This window comes from Leisingera sp. ANG-S5, assembly GCF_000813925.1.
In the GTDB taxonomy this organism is placed as follows: Bacteria; Pseudomonadota; Alphaproteobacteria; order Rhodobacterales; family Rhodobacteraceae; genus Leisingera.
Genome location: NZ_JWLH01000005.1, coordinates 627,058 through 651,786 on the forward strand (window position 1 = coordinate 627,058; position 24,729 = coordinate 651,786).

Below are 24,729 nucleotides of genomic sequence, written 5' to 3' on the forward strand. Positions count from 1 at the left end.
GTTTAAGGGAGGACGAGCAGTGACACTGGAACAGGCCCAATGGGCGATCTACGCGCTGGCCGGATTGGCCGCGCTTCTGGCGCTGGCGGGGCTGCGGCTGCGCAGCACGGCGCGGCAGCTGGAGCAGGCGAACGCAGATCAGCGCAGCCATATTGCCGGGCTGAAGGCGGAAGCGGCCCGGCTGCCGGAACTGACGGACGAGCTGGCCACCCTGCGTCGCGTGCATGAGAACGAGCGTGCCGGCCGCTATCAGGCGGAGGCACAGGTTCAAGCGCTGAAAGCAGAGCACGCGGCGCGGCTGGAAGAGCTGAAGCACATGAACCAGCAGATGGAGCACAAGTTTGCCTCGCTGGCTTCGGGCGTTTTGAAGCAGAACTCCGAAAGCTTCCTGAGCCTGGTCAGCGAACGGTTTCAGGCCCACAGCAAGACAGCGGATGAGGATCTGGCCAAGCGCCACACCGCGATCGAAAATCTGGTGAAGCCGCTGGACCAGAAGCTGGGCCAGTTCGGTGAACGGATCAAGGAGATCGAACAGGCCCGCAATGAGGCCTATGGCGCGATCCAGACTCAGGTGAAGCATCTGGCCGAAGGCCAGGCTGCGCTGGGTGGCGAGACCCGCAAGCTGGTGCAGGCCTTGCGCGCGCCCAAGACCCGCGGCCGCTGGGGCGAGATGCAGCTGCGGCAGGTGTTCGAGATGGCCGGTATGGCTGAGCATGTGGATTACGAGCTGGAAAAAAGCGTCGGCACCGACGAGGGCCTGCGCCGGCCTGATGCGGTGGTGCGCATTCCCGGCGGCAAGAGCATCGTGGTGGACGCGAAGACCCCACTGGAGGCCTATCTGGATGCGCTGGAGGCGGAGACGCCCGACGCTCAGCAGGCGGCACTTGCCCGCCACGCAAACCATGTGAAGACCCATGTGCGGCAGCTGGCCTCCAAGTCCTATCAAAGCGCACTGGGCGAGACGCCGGATTTCGTGGTGATGTTCATCCCCGGCGAAACCTTTGTCTCGGCTGCGGCGGAAGCGGACCCAGGGCTGATCGAATATGCTTTCGAAAACAAAGTTCTGATCGCCACTCCGACCACGCTGATGGCTTTGGTCAAATCGATTGCTTACGGCTGGCAGCAGGAGAAGATGGCGGAGAACGCTGTTGAAGTGCAGAAGACCGCCAAGGAGCTTTACGACCGGCTGGCGACTTTCTCCAAGAACCTGGCCTCGGTCGGGCGCTCGCTGTCGTCCTCGGTCAACAACTACAACAAGGCGGTTGGCTCGCTGGAAGCCCGGGTGCTGCCCTCGGCCCGCCGGTTCGAGGCGATGGGCGTCGTCGCCAACGGGGCTGAACTGGAGGATCCCGGCCAGGTGGAGGTCGAGCCGCGCCAGGTGGCGCTTCTGGCGGAAGAGTAGATGCAGCTGCTGCCGGCGCTGAAGGCTCTGAAGCCGCAGGAAACAGCCCTGTTGCGCGCAGCGGAAGTTGAAGCGGAACGCATCGTTGCGCTTTTGCGGATTGCTGTGGCGCTGGGCCTTATGCTGGCGATGGTGCTGGCCATTGAGGCCGTTCGGGTGATTGAGGAACCGCATTTGCGGCGTCAGGTCGGGCTGGCAACAGCCACCATGTTATCTTACCTGGCGGTGGGCGTGCTGATCTATTGGGCGATCAGCAAACAGTTGTTCAAGCCCTGGATGATCTGGTTGGCGGTATTTGCCGATTGCGCCTTTCTGCTGCTGAACACATTTCTGTCGCTGGTGAATACCGGAGTGCCCGGCGGTGCCCTCTTTGCCATGCCTGCCGTCTGGATGGCCCCTGTCGTGCTGGCCTTTGGCGTCCTCAGGCTGAACCCATTGCGGCTGGCCGTGATGCTGCTGCTGATTGCGGCCGGGTTTGGCTGGATGATCCTGTGGCAGCCGCCGGAAGCTGCACCGGACCTGATAGAAAGGATCAGGCTCACCTTGGACTCGCCGCCCAACTTCATGCGCCTGGTCATGCTGTGCCTGGCAGGCGGTGTTCTGGTGGTGGCTGCGCTGCGGATGCGCGGGCTTTTGCATCGCTCACTCGACGAAGCCCGTCAGAAAGCAAACCTGACCCGCTACCTGCCGGCGCAGCTGGCAGACCGCCTTGCGGGCGGCGGGCTGGCGGAGATGCAGGCAGGCCGGCAGCAAAAAATGGCGATACTGTTCATTGACATCCGCGGGTTCACCACCTGGTGCGAGGGGCGAGAGCCGCAGGAGGTAAGCCGCCTGATTACGGAGTTCAGGACCCGGGTGGAAGAGGTGTCGGCCCTGACTGGAGGTTTGATCGACAAATACATCGGCGATGCGGCGATGATCCTGTTCGAAGGCGAGCGCGCTGCGGCCCGGGCGCTGGAGTGCTCCGAGGGGCTATTGGCGCAAATGAAGGACTGGCGTCACACTCGGGACCAGGCAGGGGATGCCGGCCTGGGTGTTGGGATCGGGCTGCACTGGGGAGAGGTGTTTTCGGGGGTGACCGGAACGCCAGAGCGGTTGGAGTACTCGGTATTTGGCGACACGGTGAACACCGCCGCGCGGCTGGAGCAGCTGACCAAGGCGCAGGGCATGGCCGTGATTGCGTCAGCGGACTTGCTCCAAGCTGCTGGCACAGAGCCAGCGCAAGAGGGCTGGGCTTCTCTGCCGGAGGAGGTCTTGCGCGGACGCAGCAAGGGACTCGCGCTCTTCGGCAAGGCTCAAGGTTAGCCACCGCTCCATTTGCCTCAGATCAAAGACTTAGGCGTTTTGCCTGCGGTTTGATATGCTGAGGCAGCGAACAGAAGGAATGGAGCAATGCTGGAGATCTCAGTCCGCAAGGTGGCACAGGTGGCGATGATGGCCCGGGAGCTGGACCGGGCTGAAGGCGAGCTGCGTGCCTTCATCGACCGGATGAGCGAGGACCAGCAATCGGAACTGGTCGGCATCATGTGGGTCGGCCGCGGCAGTTTCGAACCGGAGGAGCTGGCAGAGGCGATCTATACCGCCCGGCAAGAAGCGACCACTCCGACCGTGGACTATCTGCTTGGCACGCCGCATCTCGCTGACAATCTCGAGGCCGGTCTGGAGGCGCTGGGGATCGATGTGAACGATGTCGAGGATGACGTGATCGGCCGCTGAAGCCGCTGCACCGGTTCGCAATGAAAAAGGGCGCCGCAACCGGGCGCCCTTGGTTCTTTCAACCTGCTATCAGGCTTTGCTGTCAACGATTTCGAGGTGTTGGGCCAGCTTGCCGATCGCGGCCATCCACTTTTCAACCAGGGCAGGGTCGCTGGGCGCGGCGTGGACGCCGGCGGCGATCTTGCCGTTCATAGCGGCCTCAATGGCGAAGGACACCGGGTAGGACACCAGACGCGCCATGGCGGTGCCGCGCGCGTCACCCCAGGCGTCCATGACATAGGTCTTGTGCCAGACCTCAGCACCGTCTTTCTCGGCCTTCAGGCCGACACACAGCACCACCCTGTCCGGTTCGCCCTCGTCATAGGCGTTCTCGGCCCAGAACTGGTCCGACATTTCCTTGAGCCGGGCGTCGCCTTCGGTACCGGAGAGGGTCTCGACTTCCTTGAATACATCCGCCCAGGCATCTGCCCAGCCGTTGAGGCGCAGGGTGCCGCGGACAAATTCCTTCACCTTCCAGTCTTCGCCGAATTCGTACTGGCCCATGAAGGGGATCGAGTCGCGGTTCGGGTAGACCTCGAAGCTTTCGGGGGCGGGCAGCGGTGCCTCATAGGAGGAGATCGCATCCCACGGGCGGGCGACATCCAGTTCCTTGAAATCGCGGATCGACTTCGACGGCGAGCGCAGCGCCTTCAGCACGCCAAGCGGCGACCAGCTGAATTTGTAACGGAATGGGTTCGGGGTCTTGGGGATGCCGCCGCAGTAGGAGATGAAGCTGATCTCGTTAGCCGGGTCGAAGGCATCGGAGGCCTTGTAATCCGCGACCAGCGCATGGGCCATCAGATGGTCGATACCCGGATCCAGGCCAACCTCGTTGATCAGGCAGACGCCCGCATCCTTGGCCTTCTGGTCCAGCGCCCGCATTTTCGGCGCGATGTAGGAGGAGGAGACGAAATGCGCGCCGTGCTCGATGGCCAGCTCCGCCAGCGGCACATGCCAGTCGCCGGGCAGCATCGAGACGATGACGTCCTTGGGGCTCAGCATCTGGCCCAGGTTGGCGATGCTGAAGGCGTGAATGTTGGTGGTCAGGTCGCCCACGGCCTCGCGCGCCTTGTCGGTGGTCCGGTTCCAGACCGCCACGTCATGGCCCGCTTCCAGCAGACGGCGCAAGCCGGGGATTGCCGACAGGCCGGTGCCGCACCAGTGAATAGTCATGTGTCAGTCCCTTTCTTGTATTTCAGGATCGCTGCGATGATCGCCAGAACAATGACGATGGTGCAGGCATTGGCAAGAATGATGGGCGCATCGCCCACCAAAAGCCCATAGATCAACCACAGGCTGACGGTTCCGAGAAACATCATGTTTGCGGGCAGCGATAGACCGGCGGTGTCCCGGGTTGCCCAGGCTTTCCAGGCCTGCGGCAGCCAGCAGATGGTTCCGAGGAGGGCCGCCAGAAATCCGATGTATGTCGCGTTCATTGGGGCAAGTGCTCCAGGAATGTGGCCTTGGCCCGGCCCCACACGCCGCTATCCAGATCGGTTAGCGTCAGTAGCGAGGGCAGCAGCTGAGCTGCGTAATCCTCGGAGCTCTCCACCGGCAGCATCGACGGCAGATTGTCGATTGCCATCACGTCCAGAACCGGGTTTTCGGCGACACGTAAGGCGGGGGCTTCCCAGGTGGTTGCGCGGTCATAGACCGGCACCGGGTTGTAATCGCTGTCCGGGTCACAGGCGACATCGCCGATGGCGGTCAGCTTGCGGTCCGCCGTCAGGGCCTCTCGCGGGACAAAGACCGGGGTGCCCGGACGTGCGAAGATACAGTTCAGGAACAGGTCATGGGCCAGGATCTCCGGGAACGGGCCGCCGCTGGCGGTTTCCGCCATGTCCCATTTGGTGACAGCGACTCCCATCGCCTCGCAGAGGTCGGCCGCACCGGTGCCGACCCGGCCAAGCGCGCCGATCACGATCGCGGTGGGGCGGTCCATGTTCAGGGCGTCAAGCTCCGCGCCCAAGTCTGCCAGCAAGGCATCCTTGCCGCCGTAGACACCAACCGGGCCGCAGAGTTCTCCGCGCTGCTGCGCGGCCCAGGCTTTCAGCGTCACCGCGGCGCCGGCATAGCCCGCCCAGTAGCCAAAGGCGGCAACCCGGCGGCCGGTCTCGTCGACCAGGTATTCCAGATCATAAAGCGTGCCGCCGCCGGACTTGAACCGCTCCAGCAAAGCCTTGCCGGAGTGCTGGCCCTTGAAGGCATGGCCGAACATGATGTGGCGGTGCGGCAGCCGGGTGCCGTCCTCGGGCAATTCCTTCAGGCCAAAGATGATCGCGTCTGCAGGCGCGCCGGGCCAGGAGTTTTCTGGCACGATTTCGCAGCCAGCATCGACATAGCCCTGCAGCGGGATTGCCCGGACAGAACTTTCTTCGACCGTGACCTTGATTCCCGCGGCCTGCAGAGCCTTGGCGCCTTCGGGCGTCAGGCCCACCCGGTCTTCGTTGGGGCGCTGCTCGGCCCGTACCCACAGATGCGTCATTGTCATGTCCTTCAAAGCATTCCCTTGGCATAGACCGCGCGTACAGACTCGCGCTGTTCCATTGCCGTCATGAAGTTCTGGATTTTCGGGAAGTCTGCCACGCTCACCCCGTCACCTTCCAGCCATGTGCAAACCACGTAAAGGTAGCAATCGGCGAGGCTGACCTCGTCCCCCAGCACAAATGGCCCGCGCAGGCCAAACTGGCTGAGGTATTCGCAGGAGGCCGTCATGGTCTGCGGCACCATCTTCTGCATGTCCTTCCAGCTGGTCCGTTCCTTGGCCCAGCGGGCGCCGCGCAAGCGGTGCGCGTGGTTCACATGCATGGTGGAGGCGAGGTAAAACATCACCTCGCGCATCCGTGCCAGCAGAACCGGGTCCTGCGGCCGCAAGACCGCCTCCGGAGCCATGTCAGCGATGTACTCCAGCAGCGCGCCGGTTTCTGTCAGGATGCCGCCCTCGACCGCCAGCGCAGGCACCCGGCCCTTGGGGTTGATCTGGGCATAGGCCGCACCGGTCTGCTCCTTGGCGGCAAAGTCGATCTTGACCGCCTCATAGTCTATTCCGGCTTCTTCAAGCGCGATGGCGACGGCCACCGAGATGGTATTGGGGGCATAGTAGAGCTGCATGTCGTCCCTCCCGTTTATGTCTCAGAGATGTGTCTGGGCAAAATGCCGGTCCGGCGCTTCCAGATGCGGCACCGCATTGAACAAAACCGGGCTCCAGTGGCCGCCGATGGGGAACAGCCGGTGCATGGAGGTGTTCATCACCGCCAGGGCAATCCGGGCCATGCCTGCGGTGTCCAGCCCCAACGCCTGCCGCATTGCCATGGAGATCAGCCCGCCAGACGTCACCACCAAGGCCGGGCCGTCGCCTACGGCGATCTCTTCCAGCGCTTGGCGGGTGCGGGTTTCGAATTGCGACCAGCTCTCGTAAGGCTCTGCAATGTCGCCGGCTGCCCAGGCGGCGAAGACCTTTGGCAGATGGTCGACAAACCCCTCACGCTCTTCCGGAATGGGCAACCCGTGCTGATCGCGCATTGCCTCGGCGAGGGTGAAGTACTCCATTTCGTTCAGCCGCGCGTCCTGTACCGGTTCTGCAAAGCCCATTGAGGCTGCGGTCTCGATATGGCGGGTCAGAGTACCGCAATAGACACGCGGATGATGGCTGCCGCTGGCCCGCAGGTGGTCGCCCAGCCAGGCCGCCTGCTGGTGGCCCAGATCGCTGAGCCGGTCATAGCTGGCCTCGTCGCGGGCCTGGGTGTTGGCCTGGCCGTGGCGGATCAGCGTGATGTGGGACATGGGGCAGCGGCTCCGTTGTTACCGGGGGAGTCTTAGGGGAGCTTGCAGGCAGAGGGAAGGGCGGCTTGAAACTGCGTCTGCCAAATTCATTGTAGGCGCGAAAGACATGGCGCAGTGTGCATCTGCCAGATTGGAGATTTGCCATGCCCCTTGATCCTCAGAGATTTCTTGATGACCTGCATAAGCTGCGCAGCTTTGGCGCGTCAGGTGCGGGCAAGGGCGTGGTGCGGCAGGCCTACTCGGACGCTGACATCGCCGCGCGCAAATGGTTGGCGGAACGTATGAAAGACGCCGGTTTAGAGCCGCATTTTGACCCGCTCGGCAACCTTTTCGGATTGGCGGCCGGGAAGAGCCTGCTGCTGGGGTCGCATAGTGACACCCAGCCCGAAGGCGGCTGGCTGGACGGCGCGCTGGGCGTAATTGCCGGGCTTGAGGCTGCCCGCGCAGCCAAGGAGGATGGCGGGCCATCCATTTCCTGCGTCAGCTTCCAGGATGAGGAGGGACGGTTTGGGGTGCTGACCGGCTCTGATGTCTGGACCGGCAAGCTATCGCTGGAAGTGGCGGACGGGTTTGCCGACACTCAGGGCAATACACTTGCGGACATGCGCGGCAGAATGGCGGATCTGGCCGGGGATTTCCTGCCGCATGACAGGTTCACCGGGTTCCTTGAAATGCATATCGAGCAGGGCCCTTATCTGGAGGAAACCGGCCTGGGGATCGGGGTGGTGACGGACATTGTCGGCATCCGGGATATGCGGATCACGTTTGAGGGTCGGCAGAACCATGCAGGCACTACGCCGATGCACCTGCGCCGGGACGCGTTCCAGGCGCTGTCTTCCTTCAATGCGGCTCTAAACAGCCGTTTTTCGAATGTGGTGACACCCGCCACGGTCTGGACCATCGGCCATGTGGCGCTGCACCCCAATGCGTCCTCCGTGGTTCCGGGGCGGGTGGAGTTCTCCATGCAGTGGCGGGATGCAGATGCCGGTCGGCTGGCAAGTATGGAGGGCATCATCAAGGAGACCGCGCGGGAGATTGCTGCGGATCAAGGTGTAAAGGCTGAGCTTGGCCCGGTGATGGGTATAGAACCGGCGGCGATGGATGCACGGTTTCAGGCGGAACTGGCCGAGGCAGCGCAGGCTCTGGCACCCGGCAAGTGGCAGAAGATGCCCTCCGGCGCGCTGCATGATGCGGCCAATCTGGCAACGGTTATGCCTGCTGGGATGCTGTTTGTGCCGTCGATTGGCGGTATCAGTCATGCCTTTGACGAGGATACGGACGAGGAGGACCTGGTGCTGGGGCTGCAAGTTCTGGACCGCGCTGCCCGCGCCCTGGCCGGGTGATCTCCCGCCTGTTCCCGGCCTCCTGTCAGAGGCCCGTCACAGTTTGGCCGGGCGCCGCTGGAGCGGCGCGGGTCAGGCCCGGCCGTAGCCGCGCTTGATCATCCGGTTGCGGTGCCTGTCAGCGGCCAGCGAAGCCTCGCGCAGGTTGGCGTAGATATTGATCACGCTTTGCCCGTTGCCGCCGGCCACGCCCCATTCCCGCAGCACGGAGACTTCGGAGAACAGATTCATCGCCAGCTCAATGCGGTAGAACCGCGACGGGCGCGAGGGGGCTTGGCGGTAGAGCAGACAGGTGGCCATGGGGTGATTCTATGCCAAGTGATTCGCCCGGGCAAGAATCTCTATGCAGTGCCCAGCAGCGTAAGCCCCAGCAGCGCGGAAGACAGCGCCGCCACCGCAAAGGCCAGCGTGCGCAGCACCGGAATGCCGATGGCGTAGACGACATTATGCGCTGCCATGCCGAGGAAGAAGCTGAGGCCCAAGGTGCCGGGCTGATCCTCTGGCGGCAGCACCAGCATCGCCAGAACGGAAAGCGGCGCAAAGGCGGCAAATAGTTCTACTCCAACGATATGCGCCCGGTGCGCGCGCTGCGCCCACAGCGATTGCGGCAGGTCGCTGGGGCCGGGATTGGCCATTGCTCCCATCAGCCCGCGGACCATGACCCGGTCAAGGATATAGGGCAGCCAGGCCAGCGCCACCCAAAGCCCCGAAAGGGCGGTAAAATACTGCAACTGCGTCATCTTTCGCTCCTTTTGTCTATCAACAGGAGCGTAGTGCGGTCTGGGTGCTTTTCTACCTGAGCGGGGTCAGGCCCAGTCGACATCGCCCAAAAAGATATAGCCTGCGCCGTAAATCGTCTTGATCAGCCGCGGGTTCTTAGGATCTTCGCGCAGCTTGGTGCGCAGGCGCGAAATGCGCACGTCCATCGCCCGGTCAAAGCTGTCACCGGCCGCGCCGCCCAGCATCTCCTGCATCTGTGCGCGGGAGATCAGCCGTTTGGGGCTGTCCAGGAACAGCCGCAGCACCTCACCTTCGGCATGGGAGAACGGGGTCTCGGTGCCCTCGGAATCCTCCAGCACGTAGCGGTCGAAATGGGCGGTCCAGCCGGCAAACCTTGCGGTGTTGCTGGCGGGCGCTGCGGTTCGCGGGCCAGCACGCAGGCGGGCCCGGACGCGGGCCACCACCTCTGCCGGATCGAAGGGCTTGGTGATATAATCGTCAGCGCCCAGTTCCAGGCCGGTCACCCGGTCCTGCACCTGCGCCCGGCCGGAAATGATGATGACTGCCGCTCCCTGTTCCAGCGCCAGCCGGTGCACCAGCGCCAACCCGTCGGTATCAGGCAGCGACAGGTCCACCAGGCAGACGTCCGGCGTCACCCGGTTCAGCGCGGCCTCGAATTCCCGCGCGCGTGCAAAGCTTTGGGTGCGGAAGCCTGCATCCTCCAGCGTGTCGGTCAGGATCTGCCGGATTTCCGGCTCATCATCCAATATGGTGACCAGGGGCGATGTCATACGGCGGGCTCCGGTTGGATCAGCTCAGAGAGCTGGTGGATGGTGAAAGGTTTGCGCAAAACCGGACCGCATTTCAATGCCTTGCGGAACAGCGGATCGCTGACGGGCAAGGACGTCATCAGGATGCAGGGCAGGCCGGAGCCGTCGAGCCGGACGGCCAAATCAACGCCGGTTGCGCTGCCCTCCAGCATGATATCCGATAGCACCAGCGCGATGTCCGGCAGGTCGGCGGTCAGTGCGCAGGCCTCGTCCACGCTGGCAGCCTCAATCACCGAATAGCCGAGGTCGATCAGCATATCGCGGAAGGCGGCCCGCAGTTCCTCGCTGTCCTCAACCAGCAGCGCCATGCCGCCGCCGGCATCCGGGGCCGGGCGGTAGGGCAGGCGCAAGGTGATCGCGGCACCGCTGATGCCGTTGCCAATCCGCATGTCGCCGCCCGCGAGTTTTGCCATGTCATAGACCATCGGCAGGCCTAGGCCGGAGCCCTCGCTGCCCTTGGTGGTGAAGAACGGGTTCAGAGCTTTTTCCAGTGCTTCCGGCGAAAAACCAGGGCCAGTATCGGTGACGGTGATTTCAACCCACGTCTGGCCGACCGAGTGGGCGCTGACCGTGATTTGGCCGGAAGTGCCGCAAGCGTCCCGGGCGTTCAGGATAAGGTTCAACAGCGCGTCCTGCAGCTTGCCCGCGTCCAACAGCAGCGCCTGATCCGGCAGGTTGTCGAGAATGCTGAGCCCCAGTCCTTGCGGCAGCGAAGGTGATGCCAGCACTTTCAGTTCGTCCAGCAGTGCGTGCATATCCGTCGCTTGCGGGCGCAGGGTGCGCTGGCTGGTCATCTCGGCAATCCGGTTCAAAAGCCGCCCGCCACGCCGCGCTGCAGATAGGGTGCCTTGCACCAGATCGCTGGCTTCACCGCCCAGCCCCATCTTCTCCAGCTTGCCCTGCATGCCCAGAATGATGGTTAGAAGGTTGGAGAAATCATGTGCCAGACCGCTGGTCATCTGCGCCGCCATCTCGCGGCGCCGTGCCTGCTGCAGCGCCACGCGGGCCTGGGTTTCCTCGGTCACATCCATCGACAGGATATAGACGCCGCCCTGCTGGTCAGGGGTGAAAGCGACCCTGATGCGGCGGCTGCCGTGGCTTTCGGTGAACTCGAAAACCGGGCTGCCGCCCTTGTAGGCAGCCAGCAGATGCGGCTCGATCCGCTCGAATGCGGCCTCCCCCAATGCATCCGAAATATGCATGCCCAGGATATCCGACGGGCGCCCCGGAAACACTGCACTGAGGCGGCGGTTGGTATAGGTGTAATAACCGTCCGCATCCACATGGGCGATATGGGCAGGCATCATTTCCGTTGTCAGGCGGGTGCGGCCCTCAATTTCCGTCAGCTGGCGCTTGGTCTCTTCCAGTGCGGTGTTGGCGGCCTCAAGCTGCCGGTTGGCGGCGGACAGTTCCTCAGTATGGGTAATCAGTTTCTCCGACAGTTCTTCGGAGCGGGAGCGCAGCAGCTGCTCGGCGCGCTTGGCGCGGGTGATATCCGTATAGACCGTAACCCAGCCGCCCTGCGGCAGCGGCGAGCCTTCGATCGAGATCATCTGCCCGTTGGGCCGCTCGCGTTCCAGGTAATGCGGCACGAAATCCAGCGCCTGCTCAACCCGGCTTTGAACGATCTCCTCAATGTCACTTTCCGGCGCATATTCCCCGGCTTCAGCGAGAAAACGGATTGTCTCGGCAAAGGAGGCACCGGGCTGCACCAGGTGGTCCGGCAGGTTGAACATTTCCTGAAAGCGCCGGTTGCTGACCGACAGCCGCAGGTCGTTATCATAGATCGACAGCGCCTGGGCGATCAGGTTCAGCCCGGCGGTGGTCATTGCGGCGTGTTGTTTGCTTGTCCGGTTCATGGCTCTCCCCGGATCATGGCTAGCACCGGGGCAGGTTCAGGGCAAATTGCCATTCGGCCGCGGGGTGTCCCGGTGCCGCGGCGTTAAGACAATGATCCCCTTATGGTTGTTGAAAGTCTGTGGGTGCCGTTTCTCAGCGGTAGGCAGGCTGATCAAAAGTTTCATAAATCCACCAGTAAAGCTTGATTCGAAACACTGTCCATTCGTTCGTATCCCGCGCGAATGCGGGCGGACTGTTACCTTGCGCTGCAAGGTTTCGCTCATGCAACCTTACGAAGGCTAGCGTAACAGCCTTTAAAATAAGGCGAAACGGGCTGTTACAATTCGTAAGATTTGGGAAAACATCAGGAAAAAGTTGACGGGCTACTCTACCGCTGTCCCTAATCGGGGCCAGAGCCGCGGGCAGCGGCCAGTCCGGCAGTAACGCCGGAAAGGGAGGAGAGAAAGTTGGCTCAGATGCAGACGGGCGCCCAGGGTATGCAATCCCTGCCGGCGCTGCTTCAACGCAATGCGGCGCAATTCGGGGATGCGCCGGCCTACCGGGAAAAGGAATTCGGCATTTGGCAATGCTGGACCTGGTCCGAAACGGCAAAGGAAATCGAGGCGCTGGCGCTGGGCCTTATCAACCTTGGCGTGAGGGAGGGCGATTTCGTCGCCATCATCGGCCGCAACCGTCCCTATCTCTACTGGTCGATGGTTGCTGCGCAGGCGGTGGGTGCCGTGCCGGTGCCGCTCTATCAGGACGCGGTAGCCGAGGAGATGGCCTATGTGCTGGGTCACTGCGGCGCGCGCTTCGTGATCGTTGGCGATCAGGAGCAGGCCGACAAGGTGATCGAGATCCAGGATCAGCTGCACCAGTTCGAGCATATGATCTATCTCGATCCGCGCGGCATGCGGAAATACGACCACACCCAGCTGCACCAGTTCAGCCACATTCAGGATCAGGGCCGCGCCGCCCATGATGAGCTGATCGGTGAGCTGCAGTCGCGCCAGGCCAAGCTGGATTATGACAGCACTTGCGTGATGCTCTATACCTCCGGCACCACCGGCAAGCCCAAGGGCGTGGTGCTGTCGAACCGCAACGTGATCCAAAGCGCCAAGAACTCTTCAGAGTTCGATCATCTGACCCAAGGCGAAAACATTCTCTCCTACCTTCCGATGGCCTGGGTGGGCGACTTCATCTTCTCGATCGGCCAGGCCTACTGGTGCGGCTTCTGCGTGAACTGCCCGGAAAGCCAGGACACTATGATGACCGACCTGCGCGAGATCGGGCCGACCTATTTCTTTGCGCCGCCGCGGGTGTTCGAAGGCCAGCTGACCAATGTGATGATCCGGATGGAGGACGCAGGCGCCCTGAAGCGCAAGATGTTCCACCACTTCCTGGCGCACGCCAAGAAAGTCGGCGGCGACATTCTGGATGGCCGCCCTGTGGGCCTGATGGACCGGCTGAAATACGCGCTGGGCAATGTGCTGGTCTATGGCCCGCTGAAGGACACGCTGGGCTATGGCCGCATCCGTGTGGGCTACACCGCCGGCGAGGCGATCGGGCCGGAGATCTTTGATTTCTACCGCTCGCTGGGCATCAACCTGAAACAGCTTTACGGCCAGACCGAGGCCACCGTGTTCATCACCGTCCAGCCGGATGGCGAGGTGCGGGCCGACACCGTTGGCGTGCCGGCGCCGGAGGTCGAGATCAAGATCGACGACAGCGGCGAGATCCACTACCGCTCGCCCGGCACCTTTGTTGAATACTTCAACAACCCGGACTCCACCGCCTCAACCAAGGATGCTGAGGGCTGGGTTGCCACCGGCGATGCGGGCTTCTTCGAGGAAGGCTCCGGCCATCTGCGGATCATCGACCGCGCCAAGGACGTGGGCAAGATGGCCGACGGCAGCATGTTTGCGCCCAAGTATGTGGAAAACAAGCTGAAGTTCTATCCGGACATTCTGGAAGCGGTGCTGTTTGGCAATGGCCGCGACCGCTGTGTGGCTTTCATCAACATCGACCTGACGGCCGTGGGTAACTGGGCGGAACGCAACAATATCGCCTATGCCTCCTATCAGGAGCTGGCAGGTCATCCGAAGGTGCTGGAGACCATCCGGTCGCATGTCACGGCGGTGAATAAGTCAGTGGCGGAGGACCCGATGCTGTCGGGCTGCCAAGTGCACCGCTTTGTGGTGCTGCACAAGGAACTGGATGCCGATGACGGTGAAATGACCCGTACCCGCAAGGTGCGCCGCCGCATCGTGGAAGAGAAGTTCGACGACATCATTACCGCGCTGTACGACGGCTCGGAAAAGGTCTCGACAGTGACGGAAGTGACCTATGAGGACGGCCGCAAGGGCTCCATCAAGGCGACGCTGACAATTGTCGATGCGGACGTGAAGCCTGGGGCGGTTCACAAGGTGGCCGCGGAATGATGCACGTTTCACCGGATAATTTCCCGCCCCGTGCCGGGCAGGCCGGGTCACCCTCAGATCAGGTCGGGGTTGAGGCCGGGATTGTAGGCCGTGTTGACCACCTGCTGGATCTTGAAGGGGGAGCTGAACCCGTGAGTCTGCTCCATGATGGAGGCCAGGCTTTCGGATTGGCTGAGGCCCATCTGCTTGCATTCAAGTGCCATCTTCAGAAGGCAGGAATGCTCAAGTTCGCCGAACATAACGTCGATCTCCTTGCTGCTCGTTTTGAACAAGTATCGCATGGAAATCTTAAAATTTCTATGCGGCAGAAATATGGAGGCCGTTGTTATGCTTGACAATTCCTTAAGCTATGTGACTGACGACGGCCGCACCATCGGCGGTGTGGTGATGGAGATGAAGAACATCACCCTGCGCTTTGGCGGTGTGGTGGCGATCCAGGACATCTCCTTTGACATCCGCGAGGGCGAGATCCGCGCAATCATCGGGCCCAACGGCGCTGGCAAGTCGTCGATGCTTAATGTGATCTCCGGCTTCTATGTGCCGCAGGAAGGCGAAGTGCTGTTCCACGGCAAGAAACGCCCGCCGATGCGCCCCTATGAGGTGGCGCGCCAGGGCATCGCCCGCACCTTCCAGAACATCGCGTTGTTCGAAGGTATGAGCGTTCTGGACAACGTTATGACGGGCCGCCTTAACTATATGAAAACAGGCCTGTTTTCGCAGGCCCTGTGGAAGGGGAAGGCCGAGGCCGAAGAGACCGAGAACCGCGAAGTGGTGGAGCGGATCATCGACTTTCTGGAGATCCAGCACATCCGCAAGACCCCTGTTGCGCGGCTGCCCTATGGCCTGAAGAAACGGGTCGAACTGGCGCGGGCGCTGGCGGCGGAACCGAAGCTTTTGCTGCTGGACGAACCGATGGCCGGCATGAACGTCGAGGAGAAGGAGGACATGTCCCGCTTCATCCTGGATGTGAACGATGAGTTCGGCACCACCATCGCGCTGATCGAGCACGACATGGGCGTTGTGATGGACCTCAGCGACCGGGTCGTGGTGATGGATTACGGCAAGAAAATCGGCGACGGCACCCCGGATGAGGTGCGCAACAATCAGGATGTGATCGACGCCTATCTGGGGGTCAGCCATGACTGAGTTGCACCGCAGCAACACCCGGCTCCGGCAGGGTGACACCCGTACACCCCCTGTGCACCTCCTGTGCACCGCCGCAGCGCAGAATTCCGAGGAGAGCCTCTAATGCCCGAACAACTCGTCTTTGCGATGGAAGTGACGCTCAATGGCCTGATGGCGGGCGTTCTCTATGCGCTGGTCGCGCTGGGGTTTGTCCTGATCTACAAGGCTTCCGGCATCTTCAACTATGCCCAAGGCGTTCTGGCGCTGTTTGCGGCGATGACGCTGGTGGGCATCATGCAGGGGCAGGTGCCGTTTTCGCATCTGATCAATGCGGTCTTTGGCGGCCATGTCACCCACTTCGGATGGAATGTTCCCGGCGTCGTTGCGATTGCCCTGACGGTCGCGGTGATGGTGCTGCTGGCCTGGCTGGTGCAAGTGCTGGTGATGAAGCATCTGGTCGGGCAGGAGCCGATCATACTGTTCATGGCTACCATCGGGCTGGCCTACTTCCTGGAAGGCGTTGCCGACCTGATGTGGGGCTCCGAGATCAAGACGCTGGACGTCGGTCTGCCGCAGGGCATCAACCTGTGGATCGACGAGACCACCTTCAACATCTTCGGCTACGGCTTCTTTATCGACAATCTGGATATCGTTGCGACGGTGATTGCGGCGCTCTTGGTGGCGGGGCTGGTGGCCTTCAGCCAGTACACCAAGCAGGGCCGGGCGATGCGCGCGGTTGCGGATGACCACCAGGCGGCGCTGTCGGTCGGTATCTCGCTGAACTTCATCTGGGTTCTGGTGTGGTCGGTTGCAGGGTTCGTGGCGCTGGTTGCGGGCATCGTCTGGGGCACCAAGTCCGGCGTGCAGTTCTCGCTGTCGCTGATCGCGCTGAAGGCGCTGCCGGTTCTGATGCTGGGCGGCTTCACCTCGATCCCCGGCGCCATCGTTGGCGGCCTGATCATCGGTGTGGGCGAGAAACTGTTCGAATTCGCGGTTGGCCCGCTGGTGGGCGGCGCGACTGAGAACTGGTTTGCCTATGTGCTGGCGCTCTTGTTCCTGGTGTTCCGTCCGCAGGGTCTGTTCGGGGAGAAGATCATTGAACGGGTCTGAGGCTCATATGATCTGCTCCGGGAACACTCAGCCCTCGAGCCGGCGGAAGGCGGCGACAACGATGGCGGCGCAGACCGTGGCGACCAGAGTGAAGGCGATGGTGATGTTGCCGATCAGCTGCCCGGCCACAAAGGTCAGCAGGGCGGCCATCAAGAGCCCGATCAGCACCGTCCCCCAGGGGCCAGGCCCGGTATTGGCAGCCTGCCGCCGCGGCGGTTCGAACTCAAAGGGCGGCAGCACGGTTGCATCCTCCACCGTTTCCAGCAGCCGGCCCTTGGCCTTGGCAAATTCGGCCTCGGATATGTCACCCTTCTTCCGCGCGGCCTCCAGCCGCCGGATTTCCTCGAAAATCACGGTCATTTGTTCCACTCACTCTACCCGCGAACAGGGTTCCACAAAGAAGTGGGCAAAATGTGTCCAAGCCGGGAAATCTGACAAAGTGGTTAACGCCGGGGGTGCGGTATGACCAAGCTGATCGCCGTCATCAACGTGATTGCCTGGGCCGGTTTCTGGGCCTTCGGCTACCTGGCGCTGACGGCGGAAAGCTACAGCGAAACCCAGATGGTGACTGCGGCGCTCTTGGCCTCGGCCGGGCTGATTACCGGCATCATCGCCTATTTGCGGCTGGTGCGCGGAAGCGAGCGCAGCGGCTATGCCAAACCTTCGAACCGGATGACGCGCGATCAGCGCGACGCGGCGCAGGCCCAGTGGGGGCAAATCGAATGAGCGCCGCAGCAACCAGCAACAGTATCCGCGCAGGCAAGAGTGCCAACGCGCAACAGAAAGGGAGCATCTGAGACATGTTCTACCGTGAAGCCGGGGATTTCAAAGTCTCCTATGCCGATGACAGCCAGACGTTTCCGATCAAGTTCGACCGTTACCGGTACTATGTGGTGCTGGCGGTGGCCTTTGGCCTTATCCCCTTCCTGATCAATGACTACTGGGCCAATGCGATCCTGCTGCCCTTCCTGATCTATTCGATCGCGGCCATCGGGCTGAACATCCTGGTCGGCTACTGCGGGCAGGTCAGCCTTGGCACTGGCGGGTTCATGGCGGTGGGCGCCTATGCCTGCTACAAGCTGATGACCGCCTTCCCGGAAGTCAGCATGTTCATCCATGTGATCCTGGCGGGCGGCATCACCGCATTGGTCTGTGTGCTGTTCGGCCTGCCGTCCCTGCGCATCAAGGGGTTCTACCTGGCGGTGGCAACGCTGGCGGCGCAGTTCTTCCTGGTGTGGCTGTTCAACCGGGTGCCGTGGTTCTACAACTATTCCGCCTCGGGCCAGATCAACGCGCCGGAGCGTGATACCTTCGGCATCATCATCACCGGCCCCAACGCGCCGGCCTGGGCCACCTATCTGTTCTGCCTGATCTTCCTGGCCGTTTGCGCGCTGATTGCCCGCAACCTGACCCGCGGCACCGTGGGCCGGACCTGGATGGCGATCCGCGACATGGATATCGCTGCCGAAATCATCGGGGTGAACCCGCTGAAAGCGAAACTGACGGCCTTTGCGGTCTCCGGCTTCTTCATCGGCATCTCCGGCGCGCTGTTCTTTGCGGTGTACCTGGGCGCGGTCGAGGTTGGCGAAGCCTTCGGCATCCAGAAATCGTTCCTGGTGCTGTTCATGGTCATCCTGGGCGGGCTGGGGTCGATCTTCGGATCCTTTGCAGGTGCGGCCTTCCTGGTGCTGCTGCCGGTGATCCTCAAGGTGGTTGGCGTCGATCTTCTGAATTGGCCCACCGATATCGTGGCGCATTTCCAGCTGGTGATTGTGGGGGCGCTGATCATCGTCTTCCTGATCGCGGAACCGCACGGCATGGCGCAGCTGTGGCGCGTTGCCAAGGAGAAACTGAGACTGTGGCCTTTCCCGCACTGATGCGGGCGGCCTCGAGAGCTGGCGGGGAGAAAAGCAAGACCACCCCCGTTTTTGGAAACCATCGGATAAGACCAAAGGGAGGATTTAAGCCGATGAAAAAGACACTGACCACACTGGCGCTGGGCGCCGCGATGGCAGCCGGTCCGGCAATGGCGGACCTGGTGTTCCCGGACCTCAGCTACCGGACCGGGCCTTATGCGGCGGGCGGCATCCCGTTCTCGGACGGCTACAACGACTATTTCACCCTGCTGAATGAGCGCGATGGCGGCATCGGCGGCGTCAAGGCCAAGGTGATCGAATGCGAGACCGGCTATAACACCGAAAAGGGTGTGGAATGCTACGAGTCCACCAAGGGCCAGGGCGCGCTGATCTATCAGCCGCTGTCCACCGGCATCACCTATCAGCTGATCCCCAAAGTGACCGCGGACAACATCCCGCTGCACACCATGGGCTATGGCCGGACCTCGGCTGCCAACGGTGAAGTGTTCAGCCACGTGTTCAACTACCCGGCCAACTACTGGAACGGCGCCTCGGGCGTGGTGAACTACCTGCTGGAATCCAATGGCGGCGACATCAGCGGCAAGAAGATTGCGCTGATCTACCACAATTCCGCCTATGGCAAGGAGCCGATCCGCACCCTGGAAGAGCTGTCCAAGAAGCACGGCTTTGAGCTGATTGCTCTGCCGGTCGACCATCCCGGCCAGGAGCAGAAATCGCAGTGGCTGCAGATCCGCCGTGACCGTCCCGACAACGTCGTGATGTGGGGCTGGGGCGTGATGAACCAGGTGGCGATCCAGGAAGCCGCCAACATCCGCTTTCCGATGGAGAACTTCATCGGCGTGTGGTGGTCCGGTGCCGAGCATGACGTGATGCCGGCAGGCGCCAAGGCCGACGGCTACAAGGCGGTGACCTTCCACAACGTGGGCCGTGACTTCCCGGTGTTTGACGACATCCAGAAGTACGTTGTTGATGCGGGCAAGGCCGCGGGCGCCGGCGATCAGGTGGGCAACGTGCTCTATAACCGCGGCATGTACGCGGCGATGCTGGCAGCAGAGGCCGCCAAGACCGCGCAGGAGATTCACGGCACTGCGGACATCACCGCGGCGATGATGCGCGACGGCATGGAAGCGCTCGTGATCGATGAGGCCAAGATGGAAGCGCTGGGGATGCCGAACTTCGGCCCGACCTTCAACGTCTCCTGCGAGAACCACGGCGGCCCGGGCCTGGTGGGCGTGACCCAGTGGGATGCGGAGAGCAAGACCTGGTCGCTGATCTCGGACTTCAAACCGTCCGACACCGAAGTGATCGGCAAGCTGATCGAAGAAGACTCCGCCGCCTACGCGTCTGAGAACAACATCGAGCCCGGCTGCAGCTAAGGGCTCTGTCCGGCCCTGCCTTGGCGGGGCCGGGAAGAAACGGTGCGGCGGGGAGCCGCCGCGCCACGCAAACAGGGTCCCGGAGAAGAACCGGGACAGGTATGAGGACACGCTTTGATGCTGGATGCAGCGAACACCGCCGCCGATACTTCCGATGTGCAGGCCGAGACCCTGCTGGAGGTCAACAATATCGAGGTGATCTACAATCACGTGATCCTCGTCCTGAAGGGCGTGAGCCTGAATGTGCCCAAGGGCGGCATCACGGCGCTGCTGGGCGGCAACGGGGCCGGCAAGACCACGACGCTGAAGGCAATCTCAAACCTGCTGCATTCGGAACGCGGGGAAGTGACCAAGGGGTCGATCAAGTACCGCGGTGCGCATGTGCATGAGCAGGACCCGGCGGAACTGGTGAAAAAGGGCGTCATTCAGGTAATGGAAGGCCGCCACTGCTTTGAGCACCTGACGGTGGAGGAAAACCTGCTGACCGGCGCCTATACCCGCCGTGACAGCGGTGCCGACATTCAGAAAGACCTGGAGATGGTCTATCACTATTTCCCGCGCCTGAAGGAGCGCCGCAAGTCGCAAGCTGGGTATACCTCGGGCGGCGAGCAGCAGATGGTGGCGATGGGCCGCGCGCTGATGTCGCGGCCGGAGACAATCCTGCTGGACGAACCCTCGATGGGGCTGGCGCCGCAGCTGGTGGAGCAGATTTTTGAGATCGTGAAGTCGATCAACGAACAGGAAGGCGTGACCTTCCTGCTGGCGGAGCAGAACACCAACGTCGCTCTGCGTTATGCCCATTACGGATACATCCTGGAATCCGGCCGGGTGGTGATGGACGGGCCTGCAGCAGAGCTGCGGGAGAACCCGGACGTGAAGGAATTCTACCTCGGCATGTCGGACGAAGGGCGCAAGAGCTTCCGCGACGTGCGGTCCTACCGCCGCCGCAAGAGGTGGCTGAGCTGATGCGGGGAGATGATGTGATGAGCTTTTTTGACACGCTTGAAACCCGCAGCGCAGATGAACGCGCCGCCGGCCTGGCCCAGGCGCTGCCGGAGCAGATCGCCCGCGCCAAATCCGCCCCCGGCTACGCCAGCCTGCTGGACGGGGTGGACCCCGCAGCCGTGACCTCGGTGGAGGCGCTGGCCGCGCTGCCGGTGCTGCGCAAATCCGAACTGAGCCGCGCACAGGCGGCGCATCCGCCCTTTGGCGGCTTCACCGTCAAGCCCGCAACCGGCTTTGCCCATATCTTCCAGAGTCCGGGCCCGATCTATGAGCCGGGCGGCGTGGATGGCGACTGGTGGCGCATGGGACGGTTCCTGCATGCAGCTGGCATCGGCCAGGGCGATGTGGTGCAGAACTGTTTCGGCTATCATCTGACGCCTGCCGGCATGATCTTTGAAAACGGTGCGCGGGCGGTTGGCGCCGCGGTGCTGCCGGCCGGAACCGGCCAGACCGAGCTGCAGGTGACGGCGGCGCATGATGTAGGTGCCACCGCCTATGCAGGGACGCCGGATTACCTGAAGGTGATCCTGGACAAGGCCGATGCCATGGGCGTGGAGCTGATGTTCTCCAAGGCCGCAGTGGGGGGCGGTGCGCTGTTCCCCAGCTTGCGCCAGGAGTACCTCGACCGCGGGATTTCCTGCCTGCAGTGCTATGCCACTGCCGATCTGGGCAATATCGCCTATGAAAGCCCGGCAATGGAGGGGATGATTGTCGACGAGCATGTGATCGTCGAGATCGTCACCCCCGGCACCGGCAACCCGGTGGCGGCGGGTGAGGTCGGCGAGGTTGTGGTGACAACGCTTAATCCCGATTACCCGCTGATCCGCTTTGCCACTGGTGATCTGTCGGCGGTGATGCCGGGTGTCTCGCCCTGCGGCCGCACCAACATGCGGATCAAGGGCTGGATGGGCCGGGCAGATCAGACCACCAAGATCAAGGGCATGTTCGTGCGCCCGGAGCAGGTGGCTGCGCTGGTTGAGAAGCATGACGAGATCGTCAAGGCGCGGGTGATTGCCAGCCGCGACGGCGAGATGGATGCGATGACTGTGCAGATCGAAGCCAAGGGCGGCGACGAGGCGGTCTTTGCCCGGTCGGTGATCGAGGTTCTGAAGCTCAAGGGCAAGGTCGAAGTGGTGGCGCCGGATGCTCTGCCCAAGGACGGTCTGGTGATTGAGGATCAGCGGACCTACGACTGAGACCGTCATGGAAGCAGTTGATGCGGGCGCCGTTATCCGGCGCCCGTTTGCTGTTTTGGAAGGGCCGGTCCGTGCCGCGCTTTCGGCTGGAATTTCTGACTGGAATAGTCGAAATAGGGCGGTGAGACCTATCAGCTGGACCCAGACTGCCGCACATGACCGCTGCCAATGATCCCATAGAATACGCGCCGCACGGGCGCCGCCGCGGCGGCAGAACCGGGGGCAGTGTCTTTGCTGTGCTGGCCTGGGCGGTGGCGCTGTCCTGCCTGCTGCCGATGGTGGCAGTGGCGCTGGCGGCGGCCTTTGGCGGCACGGAGACGATCAGCCACCTGGCCGGGACTGTGCTGCCGGGCTATTCGCTGACGACGCTGGCGCTGGTGGCGCTGGTGGCGCTTGGCACCTTTGCAATCGGCACAGGCGCCGCCTGGCTGGTGACGATGACCCGGTTCCCCGGTGCCCGGCTGCTGGAAGTCGCGCTGGTGCTGCCGCTGGCCTTTCCGGCCTATGTTCTGGCCTATGCCTATACCCATATCCTGGATCATCCCGGCATTGTGCAGTCCACGTTGCGCGAGGTGACCGGCTGGGGGCCGCGGGACTACTGGTTCCCGGAGATCCGTTCCACCGGCGGGGCGGCGGCGATGCTGGTGCTGGTGCTTTACCCCTATGTCTACTTGCTGGCGCGGGCGGCCTTCATGCAGCAGAGCGCAGGCGCCTTTCTGGCGGCGCGGGCGCTTGGCAAGAATTCCTGGCAAGCGTTCTGGCTGGTCAGCCTGCCGATGGCGCGGCCGGCCATTGCCTCGGGCGTTTTGCTGGCGGTGATGGAGACCATCGCGGACTTTGGCACGGTCAGTTATTTCGGGGTGCAGACCTTTGCCACCGGCATCTACACCAGCTGGTTCTCGCTGGGCGACCGCGGCGGCGCGGCGCAGCTGGCACTGTGCCTGCTGGGGTTTGCGCTGACGCTGGCGGTGGTGGAGCGGGCGACGCGCGGGCGGGCGAAATACCATCACGCGGGCAAGCATCACAGCCAGATGGCGCCAGCCGAGCTGGGCGGCATCAAGGCGGCGATTGCCGTGTTCTTTTGCGCCGTGCCGGTGGTGCTGGGCTTCCTGCTGCCGGTGGCGGTGCTGTTCGCGATGAGTTTTGACTCCGAACAAAACCTGTTCAGCCGCCGTTACATCGATTTCACAACCAATTCGATCACCCTGGCCACGGCGGCGGCGGTGCTGACCGTGGCGGCGGCGGTGTGCCTGGGCTTTTACCAGCGGCTGCGGCCCGGGCGGCTGTCCGCGACCGCGGCCTATTTCGCTCGGCTGGGATATGCGGTGCCGGGCGGGGTGATTGCGGTGGGGCTGATCGTGCCTTTCGCCGCCTTTGACAACGCGCTGGACGCCTGGATGCGCGAAGCCTTCGGGATCCGTACCGGGCTTTTGGTGACAGGTTCAATCTGGCTGCTGGTGGCGGCTTATGGGGTACGGTTCATGGCGGCGGCGCTTGGCGCCTATGAGGGCGGCCAGGCGACGATGCATTCGAACATGGATGCCGCGGCGCGGTCGCTGGGGCAGGGGCCGATGGGGATGCTGCGGCGGGTGCATCTGCCGATCCTGACACCCAGCCTGCTAACGGCGCTGCTGATTGTCTTTGTCGATGTGATGAAGGAGCTGCCGGCAACGCTGATCATGCGGCCGTTCAATTTCGACACGCTGGCGGTGCAGGCGCACCGGCTGGCCGCGGATGAGCGGCTGGAAGGTGCGGCAGTGCCGTCGCTGGTGATCATGGCGGTGGGGCTGCTGCCGGTGATCCTGATCTGCCGCCAGGTTGGACGGCGGCGGTAGGCGCAAGAATTTTGGAAAATTCTTGCCAGGAAAATTCGAATTTTCCTGGCGCGTCTCTGCAAAGGGGACGGCTTATGCCGCCCACCAGGCCTCGATTTCGTCGCGGGTAATCCGGTCTGCCGGGCCGAGGCCGACCAGCAGCGTCTCCTCCGCCTCGCAGCGTTTGGCCTCCACATGGCGGCCCACGACGTGCAGCTCATAGGCGCCGCCGGTGGTCAGCACGAAACCTTTCATCCGGTAAAGCCCGGCTGGCCGCTCTGCCAGTTTGTCCCCCAGCGTGCGGCGGTCCAGAACGGTGCTGCTGCGGTGCTGCCAGGTGGTATAGGAGGGGTGCGCCGCGACCGCGCGGCCCTTGGGCAGCGGCACCACGTCAAACAGAAGTTCTGCCACCGGAGAGGTGTTGAGCACGGTGGGGGTGCGGGCGCCGGCCTTGGCCAGAAGTGCTGAAAGCTCTGCATTCAGGTCATCGCATTTGGTAGCGATCACCAGATCGGCCGTGCGGATCTGCTGTTCTGCCTGCGGGGCTACCAGCGGATCGTTCAGCAGGGTCGCGGCGTTTTCCGCATCCACCAGGGAGACGATGCCGCCGTAGCTGAGGCCGGATTCATTCAGGACGGAATTGGCGATGGCAACGGGATCGGAGATACCGCTGGCCTCGATCACCAGGTGGTCGGGCTGTTCCGGGCGGTTTAGTACGGTGCGCAGCGCCAGAGACAGGTCATCCCCCATGGTGCAGCAGACGCAGCCGTCGGTCAGGGCGATCTTGCCGCCTTCAGTGTCCTGGATCAGGGCGTCATCAATGTTGACCGCGCCGAAGTCATTGACGATCACGGCCAGTTTCAACCCGTGATCCTCTGCCAGGAGGCGGTTGATCAGCGTTGTCTTGCCCGCGCCCAGATAGCCGCTGATAATCGTTACTGGCAACCGGTTCATAGGCTCTGTTCCTCCAGAGCGCGGCGTGCTCCCGACTGCATGTTTCCCCCCTAATTTCAAGATGCGCGAACCTATAGGCATGTGGTGGTGGCGGGTCTAGGAAAAGCTGGGATTGCTTCGAACTTTCGCCAAACTGGCGGCTGCTGTGCCATTTGGGAA

At 62.7% G+C, this 24,729-nt stretch carries 25 protein-coding genes; 13 read left to right on the top strand and 12 right to left on the bottom strand.

Annotated elements, in window-relative coordinates; all coding sequences use genetic code 11:
- The first annotated feature begins 19 nt into the window (after positions 1 to 19).
- The 3 genes from rmuC to RA25_RS11345 all read left to right on the top strand — a co-directional run bounded on the left by rmuC (position 20) and on the right by RA25_RS11345 (position 3,118).
- Positions 20 to 1,402 carry a DNA recombination protein RmuC gene (rmuC, locus tag RA25_RS11335; protein WP_039172264.1) on the top strand — a complete coding sequence of 461 codons (1,383 nt, stop codon included), beginning with the start codon at positions 20 to 22 and terminating at the stop codon, positions 1,400 to 1,402.
- Complete coding sequence (locus RA25_RS11340; protein ID WP_052254217.1) at positions 1,403 to 2,707, top strand: adenylate/guanylate cyclase domain-containing protein; 1,305 nt, start codon at positions 1,403 to 1,405, stop codon at positions 2,705 to 2,707.
- An 87-nt stretch (positions 2,708 to 2,794) separates the two neighbouring features.
- The gene (locus RA25_RS11345; RefSeq protein WP_039147737.1) at positions 2,795 to 3,118 is read left to right on the top strand and encodes a DUF3775 domain-containing protein; all 324 of its coding nucleotides are present in this window, start codon (positions 2,795 to 2,797) and stop codon (positions 3,116 to 3,118) included.
- Positions 3,119 to 3,187: 69 nt separating this feature from the next.
- Here RA25_RS11345 and RA25_RS11350 read toward each other — a convergent pair whose 3' ends face one another.
- Genes RA25_RS11350 through RA25_RS11370 form a run of 5 tightly spaced genes read right to left on the bottom strand, consistent with a single transcriptional unit; the run spans position 3,188 to position 6,940 of the window.
- Positions 3,188 to 4,330: a saccharopine dehydrogenase family protein gene (locus RA25_RS11350; RefSeq protein ID WP_039172267.1), complete on the bottom strand. Its 1,143-nt coding sequence runs from the start codon at positions 4,328 to 4,330 to the stop codon at positions 3,188 to 3,190.
- Entirely contained in the window at positions 4,327 to 4,593 is a 267-nt protein-coding gene (locus RA25_RS11355; protein ID WP_039147740.1) for a SemiSWEET family sugar transporter, read from the bottom strand. Before RA25_RS11355 ends, RA25_RS11350 begins: the two co-directional genes overlap by 4 nt.
- Positions 4,590 to 5,642, bottom strand: coding sequence for a saccharopine dehydrogenase (locus RA25_RS11360; RefSeq protein ID WP_039172269.1), 1,053 nt, complete (start codon positions 5,640 to 5,642; stop codon positions 4,590 to 4,592). Before RA25_RS11360 ends, RA25_RS11355 begins: the two co-directional genes overlap by 4 nt.
- Positions 5,643 to 5,653: 11 nt before the next feature.
- Positions 5,654 to 6,268, bottom strand: a complete 615-nt coding sequence (locus tag RA25_RS11365; RefSeq protein ID WP_039172271.1) for a glutathione S-transferase family protein — start codon at positions 6,266 to 6,268, stop codon at positions 5,654 to 5,656.
- A gap of 21 nt (positions 6,269 to 6,289) precedes the next feature.
- The gene (locus tag RA25_RS11370; RefSeq protein WP_039147746.1) at positions 6,290 to 6,940 is read right to left on the bottom strand and encodes a histidine phosphatase family protein; all 651 of its coding nucleotides are present in this window, start codon (positions 6,938 to 6,940) and stop codon (positions 6,290 to 6,292) included.
- Positions 6,941 to 7,083: 143 nt separating this feature from the next.
- Here RA25_RS11370 and RA25_RS11375 point away from each other — a divergent pair, with 143 nt between their 5' ends.
- Positions 7,084 to 8,283 (top strand): hydantoinase/carbamoylase family amidase, encoded by a 1,200-nt coding sequence (locus RA25_RS11375; protein ID WP_039172274.1) that lies wholly within the window; start codon positions 7,084 to 7,086, stop codon positions 8,281 to 8,283.
- Positions 8,284 to 8,355: 72 nt separating this feature from the next.
- Here RA25_RS11375 and RA25_RS11380 read toward each other — a convergent pair whose 3' ends face one another.
- The 4 genes from RA25_RS11380 to RA25_RS11395 form a co-directional block, all read right to left on the bottom strand.
- Entirely contained in the window at positions 8,356 to 8,583 is a 228-nt protein-coding gene (locus tag RA25_RS11380) for a WGR domain-containing protein (protein ID WP_019295103.1), read from the bottom strand.
- Positions 8,584 to 8,624: 41 nt separating this feature from the next.
- Positions 8,625 to 9,023 carry an MAPEG family protein gene (locus RA25_RS11385; RefSeq protein ID WP_039172276.1) on the bottom strand — a complete coding sequence of 133 codons (399 nt, stop codon included), beginning with the start codon at positions 9,021 to 9,023 and terminating at the stop codon, positions 8,625 to 8,627.
- A gap of 66 nt (positions 9,024 to 9,089) precedes the next feature.
- Entirely contained in the window at positions 9,090 to 9,794 is a 705-nt protein-coding gene (locus RA25_RS11390; protein ID WP_039147750.1) for a response regulator transcription factor, read from the bottom strand.
- Entirely contained in the window at positions 9,791 to 11,692 is a 1,902-nt protein-coding gene (locus tag RA25_RS11395; RefSeq protein ID WP_039172278.1) for a hybrid sensor histidine kinase/response regulator, read from the bottom strand. The genes RA25_RS11390 and RA25_RS11395 overlap by 4 nt, the downstream gene beginning before the upstream one ends.
- A gap of 456 nt (positions 11,693 to 12,148) precedes the next feature.
- Here RA25_RS11395 and RA25_RS11400 point away from each other — a divergent pair, with 456 nt between their 5' ends.
- Positions 12,149 to 14,113 (top strand): AMP-binding protein, encoded by a 1,965-nt coding sequence (locus RA25_RS11400; protein WP_019295099.1) that lies wholly within the window; start codon positions 12,149 to 12,151, stop codon positions 14,111 to 14,113.
- 53 nt (positions 14,114 to 14,166) lie between these two features.
- Here RA25_RS11400 and RA25_RS11405 read toward each other — a convergent pair whose 3' ends face one another.
- Positions 14,167 to 14,352, bottom strand: a complete 186-nt coding sequence (locus tag RA25_RS11405) for a hypothetical protein (RefSeq protein WP_019295098.1) — start codon at positions 14,350 to 14,352, stop codon at positions 14,167 to 14,169.
- Between the two features lie 88 nt (positions 14,353 to 14,440).
- On the opposite strand from RA25_RS11405, the gene RA25_RS11410 reads away from it, so the two are divergent.
- Complete coding sequence (locus tag RA25_RS11410) at positions 14,441 to 15,259, top strand: ABC transporter ATP-binding protein (RefSeq protein WP_029204703.1); 819 nt, start codon at positions 14,441 to 14,443, stop codon at positions 15,257 to 15,259.
- Between the two features lie 102 nt (positions 15,260 to 15,361).
- Positions 15,362 to 16,348, top strand: coding sequence for a branched-chain amino acid ABC transporter permease (locus RA25_RS11415; protein ID WP_019295096.1), 987 nt, complete (start codon positions 15,362 to 15,364; stop codon positions 16,346 to 16,348).
- 27 nt (positions 16,349 to 16,375) lie between these two features.
- Here the strand turns inward: RA25_RS11415 and RA25_RS11420 are convergent, their stop codons facing one another.
- Entirely contained in the window at positions 16,376 to 16,708 is a 333-nt protein-coding gene (locus RA25_RS11420; RefSeq protein WP_019295095.1) for an SHOCT domain-containing protein, read from the bottom strand.
- 102 nt (positions 16,709 to 16,810) lie between these two features.
- Between RA25_RS11420 and RA25_RS11425 the strand changes: the two genes are divergently transcribed.
- The 6 genes from RA25_RS11425 (at position 16,811) to RA25_RS11450 (ending at position 23,637) form a co-directional block, all read left to right on the top strand.
- Positions 16,811 to 17,074 (top strand): hypothetical protein, encoded by a 264-nt coding sequence (locus tag RA25_RS11425; RefSeq protein WP_019295094.1) that lies wholly within the window; start codon positions 16,811 to 16,813, stop codon positions 17,072 to 17,074.
- 74 nt (positions 17,075 to 17,148) lie between these two features.
- Positions 17,149 to 18,225: a branched-chain amino acid ABC transporter permease gene (locus RA25_RS11430; RefSeq protein WP_039172280.1), complete on the top strand. Its 1,077-nt coding sequence runs from the start codon at positions 17,149 to 17,151 to the stop codon at positions 18,223 to 18,225.
- A gap of 92 nt (positions 18,226 to 18,317) precedes the next feature.
- Complete coding sequence (locus tag RA25_RS11435) at positions 18,318 to 19,601, top strand: ABC transporter substrate-binding protein (RefSeq protein ID WP_019295092.1); 1,284 nt, start codon at positions 18,318 to 18,320, stop codon at positions 19,599 to 19,601.
- Positions 19,602 to 19,718: 117 nt separating this feature from the next.
- Positions 19,719 to 20,567 carry an ABC transporter ATP-binding protein gene (locus RA25_RS11440; RefSeq protein ID WP_019295091.1) on the top strand — a complete coding sequence of 283 codons (849 nt, stop codon included), beginning with the start codon at positions 19,719 to 19,721 and terminating at the stop codon, positions 20,565 to 20,567.
- Positions 20,568 to 20,584: 17 nt separating this feature from the next.
- Positions 20,585 to 21,802 carry a phenylacetate--CoA ligase family protein gene (locus tag RA25_RS11445; protein ID WP_039147835.1) on the top strand — a complete coding sequence of 406 codons (1,218 nt, stop codon included), beginning with the start codon at positions 20,585 to 20,587 and terminating at the stop codon, positions 21,800 to 21,802.
- Between the two features lie 155 nt (positions 21,803 to 21,957).
- Positions 21,958 to 23,637, top strand: a complete 1,680-nt coding sequence (locus RA25_RS11450; RefSeq protein WP_039172282.1) for an ABC transporter permease — start codon at positions 21,958 to 21,960, stop codon at positions 23,635 to 23,637.
- 72 nt (positions 23,638 to 23,709) lie between these two features.
- On the opposite strand, the gene RA25_RS11455 is transcribed toward RA25_RS11450, so the two are convergent.
- The gene (locus tag RA25_RS11455; protein WP_019295088.1) at positions 23,710 to 24,570 is read right to left on the bottom strand and encodes a CobW family GTP-binding protein; all 861 of its coding nucleotides are present in this window, start codon (positions 24,568 to 24,570) and stop codon (positions 23,710 to 23,712) included.
- Between the last annotated feature and the right edge of the window lie 159 nt (positions 24,571 to 24,729).